Annotated in this window: 3 protein-coding genes; 1 reads left to right on the top strand and 2 read right to left on the bottom strand. The window is 46.2% G+C overall.

Translation table 11 applies throughout. The annotated features are described in order from the left end of the window. Positions 1-274: 274 nt before the first annotated feature. Positions 275-874 (top strand): hypothetical protein, encoded by a 600-nt coding sequence (locus KGY70_17540; GenBank protein MBS3777005.1) that lies wholly within the window; start codon positions 275-277, stop codon positions 872-874. A gap of 68 nt (positions 875-942) precedes the next feature. Here KGY70_17540 and KGY70_17535 read toward each other — a convergent pair whose 3' ends face one another. Beyond that, positions 943-3,804: a serine/threonine protein kinase gene (locus tag KGY70_17535; GenBank protein MBS3777004.1), complete on the bottom strand. Its 2,862-nt coding sequence runs from the start codon at positions 3,802-3,804 to the stop codon at positions 943-945. 1 nt (position 3,805) lies between these two features. Continuing rightward, complete coding sequence (locus tag KGY70_17530) at positions 3,806-4,405, bottom strand: sigma-70 family RNA polymerase sigma factor (protein ID MBS3777003.1); 600 nt, start codon at positions 4,403-4,405, stop codon at positions 3,806-3,808. Positions 4,406-4,485 lie beyond the last annotated feature (80 nt).

Below are 4,485 nucleotides of genomic sequence, written 5' to 3'. Positions count from 1 at the left end.
AAGTAGAAGGAATATGACCCGTTTGGGGATTTTTTTCGTGTTTACCAATGTAATATCATCGGGTCATTAACAGAGATGTCTGGCTCTCATCATCTAACAAATGTTCAAAGAATCATATAATCCTGGTTGATACAAACCCTCAAGATACCCATTTGGACCATGAAACTTTTGATTCGTAAATGAAAACATGTGACAGATCAATCTATGAGGTATCAACTATTGACTTTTATTTTGATATACAGTAACTTTCAAGTATAATATAAATATACAAACTATGATTAAACATTTCGTACTACCATTCGCATCGTTAGTCTGGATCCTCTTGTCATTCAATCTCCAGGCGCAGGAGGCCGACACAGTGGAAACCTATGAACGGCCTTACAGTCAGTTGCTACAGGGCGGGTTTTCCTTTGGTTATTATGGTTATGGTTACGATGGTAGCCGGGTAGGTTTTACTCTGCCCTTATCTGCCGCGTATGAGACTTTTGTTGCAGATGACATCAGTGCCGGAGGCTTTATAGGCTACAGCAGCTACCGTTATGAAAACGTGAACGACGATAGGTACCGGTGGACTTTCCTGAATTTCGGTGCAAGGGCTTCTTATCATTATATTCCCTTGCTGAATGAGCTGAGTGATGCCAACATCGATCAGGAGAAATGGGATTTCTATATTTCTTTGATGCTGATCTTTGAGCGCAGGTCGTTCAGCAGCAGCGATGATTTTTATGAAGACTACTATGATGATGAGTTTGCTACCAATCTGGGGCCTGTGGCCGGATTTCGTTACAAGTTCTCCAACAACCTGGCCGCCTATTTCGAGGGTGGTCGGGGCACCTTTGGATATGGCACGCTCGGGGTGACTTTCATGTTTTAATTAATTCGATTTTTCGGAGAAGACCAAGTGTGGCGGGGGTGAGTGTTTTGATTTATTGCGGGCCCTCGTTAAGGGGAATAGGTGGAAAGATTCCGGAGTTGGCCCAGGAGGTAGGGATCTGCATGTGGATCTTCCCTGATCATATCAAAAGCAGAGGCATAAGCCGGGGAATCTGTCCCGTCTGTGCCCCGGGCACCCGCCTCTGCGAGTGTTTTGAGAGCAGAAGTGTAAGCGTATTTCCAGTGTTTGTTGCCGTAAAGTTCGGAATATATGGTCATCCCTTCAGCGGCATATTGACTGGCCAACGCCCACTTCTGCTCCTTGATAAAATATTCGGCCATCACTTCCAGGCATGTACCCCTAAGGGAATGGATGCTGTCCAACCCGGTACGGACTATTTCATATGCCCGATACATATTGCGTGATGCCCGTTCCATATGGCCCAGCTCCAGATGACCTCTTGCCAGTTGGATAAGGGTATAGGCGCGGTAAGGATGATTCTCCGGATAGATTTGCTTTTCGAAGGTCCTGACTTTTTTTAAAAGCTTCATGGCTGCCTTGTGTTGATGCTGTTTGAGCAGGGAAACAGCCAGGTTGTATTGTCCGATGGATATGGATTTTTTTTCGTTGGGATAATATTTTTCTTTTATTTCGAGGGCTTTACGGAAATAATGTTCGGCCTGTTTCATTTTTCCGAAGTCCCGGTATACCAACCCCACTGTATTCATGCGCTGAGCCGTATAGATGTGTTTGGGGCCGAACTGATTGGTGTTGATTGTCAGGGCTTTCTTTGCATAGGAGAGGGCCTGCCCGTATTTTTGCTGCTTTTTAGCGATTCGTGAAGCCAGGGCGAGTATATATTCAAGTTCCCCTGAGTTTTTGCCATAGACCCTCATACCTTTACTGAGTGCCTGATGGATGAAAAGCTCGGCTGAATCGAGCGATTCGGTTCTCAGGTAGGTGTTGGCCAGCATGGAGAGGTCGTCTATAATATAGGCTCCTGATGAATCGGCAAACTGGCTGTGAATGTTTTTCGCCCGATGGAGGTATATTCTGGCACTGTCGTATTGCCCCATCTGATGGTGTGTATCGCCAATGGATGAAAACAGCCGGGCCCGGTCCTTCCGGTTATCGGTAACAAGGTTGTTCAGTTTTCTGAATACCTGGTGGTAAATTTTCATAGCCCGCTGGTAGCGTGATTCATGATAAAGCACATTGCCCAGTTGTTCAAGGTTTCCCGTAAAGGGGGGAGTGTTCAGATGTCCTGCCATGGTATCGATTTGTAAAGCCTGATCAATGTAATATCTGGCACTGTCGAGCCGGCCTGCAAGCAGGTGGGTTTTGGAGAGCTGGGAATAAGTGCTGCTCATCTCCCCATGCTGGCTGGGGTAAAGCGAACGCTTGATGGAGCGTGCCCGTTTGATGGCCTGGTGGCTTTTACTATAATCTCCCCTTTCCCGGAACACCTCGCCCAGGGTAAGCAGTATTTCTGCTTTGGTGTGTGATTCTATATCGCTGGTGTGGATTAAGTTGTTAAAACCGGTGGATAGAATCTTATTGAGGCTGAGATTCTGGTTGTCATTGATATAGGGGTTCCCCATTCCGATGAGGTTTTTCATGTAGGAGATGACGCTTTCGGCCCTTTTTGCTTCAAACCTGGCTTTTACGGCATTTTTTTGAGCGATATTGCGCTCGTGGTTTAATTGATGGTTGTGTTGTATACTGATTATCAGGAAAATAATCAAAGAAGCAGCACCAATATTGATTTTCAGGCGATTTCTCCGGTAATATTTTGAAAAGATATAGAAGAAAGTGGGTTTCCGCGCACTGAGGGGTTGTTTGTCAAAAAAATGCTGCAGGTCATGACGCAAATCCTGAACCGAAGCATACCGTTCTTCAGGTTTGGATTGAAGGGCTTTGATCATTACAGCCTGCAAATCACCCCGGATTTTTTTATCATAATCCCGGAGCCTGTTTAATTTGCGGGCATAGAGGATTCGGTCCTTTTTTTTCTGAATCACCATCGATTTAGTCAGCAGAGTTTTTCCTGAGAAGAAGCCTTCATCCAATTCATCGCGATGCACTCCGATGATCAATTGGAAGAACAGCAGGCCGAGTTGATAGATGTCGGAGGCAGTGGTGATCTTTTGGTTTTTTATTTGTTCCGGTGAGGCCCAGGCAGGCGTGAAGGCTCTGATCCCTTCGGGAGTATTGGCCTGTGACTCATCCAGGATATGGGCTACTCCAAAATCCATGAGTTTGATATTGCCATTCTCGTCAACAAAGATGTTGCCCGGCTTGAGGTCTTTGTGAATGACCAGGTTTTGATGGGCATGGTTGACTGCCTGGCAAATGCGGTGGAACAGTTTAATGCGTTGTTCGATGGTAAGCCGGTTGCGATCGCAGTATTCGGTGACCGGCAATCCTGCGATGTATTCCATCACCAGGTAGGGTCTATCCTCTTCGGTAATGCCTCCGTCATATATATTGGCTATGTTGGGGTGGTTCAGGTCGGCCAGGATCTGTTTTTCCCGCTGGAAATATTCCTTTAGCAGTTCACCGGAGATGTTCTGCTTCATCACCTTAATGGCCACAAGCTGATTGAAATCTCCATCCGATCGCTCGGCCATATACACATGGGTCATGCCTCCGGAGGATAAACGCCTGATGATCCGGTATGTTCCTATCTGGTCGCCTGTTTTTAGCATTTGATCTTCGGGCTGTGCACTTTGCATGATGCTCTGATTGAGATTCCCGAAATACCTGGAGGCGGAGTCATGGCCGTCGAGCAGTTCCCGTATCTGTTGATAATAATCGGGAAAATGTTTTTTCAGGCGTACCAGGGCCTTTTCCACCTCTTTGGGGGAGTCAAAATCCTCCGGTAAATGGTGTTGAATGGATTGCCAGATGTCATCTCGAATGAAATCCATCTTACTCCATAATTTTATGCAATGGTGGTGACTGAAGTTTTTTGATTTCCCGATGCAGCCAAAGCCGGCCCATGGCCCAGTTGCGTTTGACCGTGGAAGGCGATACATTCAGGGTAGTTGCTGTCTCCTGGATGCTCATCCCGGCGAAAAATCTGCATTCCACTACCTTAAGCACCGTTTTGTTGTATTTCTCCAGTTTTTTCAATGCCTTTTCCAGGGATTCAATCTCTTCAGCCGTCTCGTAACTCAAATGGATTCCGGGGTCCTCTTGCAGTTCCACCTCATTGTGACGGCGTTTCAGGGCCAGTTTTTTACGGGCATAATCCACCAGGATGTGGCGAATGGCTTTAGCCGCCAGGCTGTAGAAATGCCTGCGGCTATCCCATTTCAGATTCCGGTGGTTGAACAATTTGATATAAGCTTCATGGACCAGAGCGGTGGTGTTGAGCGTTTCAAATTCGGAACGGCCGAATTTGATGTTGTGAGCCACTTTCTTCAGTTGGTTGTAAACCAATGAAAATAACTGGTCATAGGCCTGATGATATCCCTGATTGTACTGGTCCAGTAATTCAGTTACAGGCAATTGGTGGTCATCCCTCATAATTGCATGTTTATGATGTCATGGTTGTTTAACAGGCCAGACAGTGTTTTGTTTGTTGAAAGCGATATTCAGCCTGCAAT

It is taken from the genome of Bacteroidales bacterium (genome assembly GCA_018334875.1).
Classification (GTDB): Bacteria; Bacteroidota; Bacteroidia; order Bacteroidales; family UBA12077; genus JAGXLC01.
Note: the sequence above shows the minus strand (reverse complement) of the source record. Positions and strands in the feature narration are given on the sequence as shown.

Excerpts from the sequence above, each read along its gene's own strand:
- KGY70_17540 (MBS3777005.1), top strand. The coding sequence starts at position 275 with ATGATTAAACATTTCGTACTACCATTCGCATCGTTAGTCTGGATCCTC.
- KGY70_17530 (MBS3777003.1), bottom strand. The coding sequence starts at position 4,405 with ATGAGGGATGACCACCAATTGCCTGTAACTGAATTACTGGACCAGTAC.
- KGY70_17535 (MBS3777004.1), bottom strand. The coding sequence starts at position 3,804 with ATGGATTTCATTCGAGATGACATCTGGCAATCCATTCAACACCATTTA.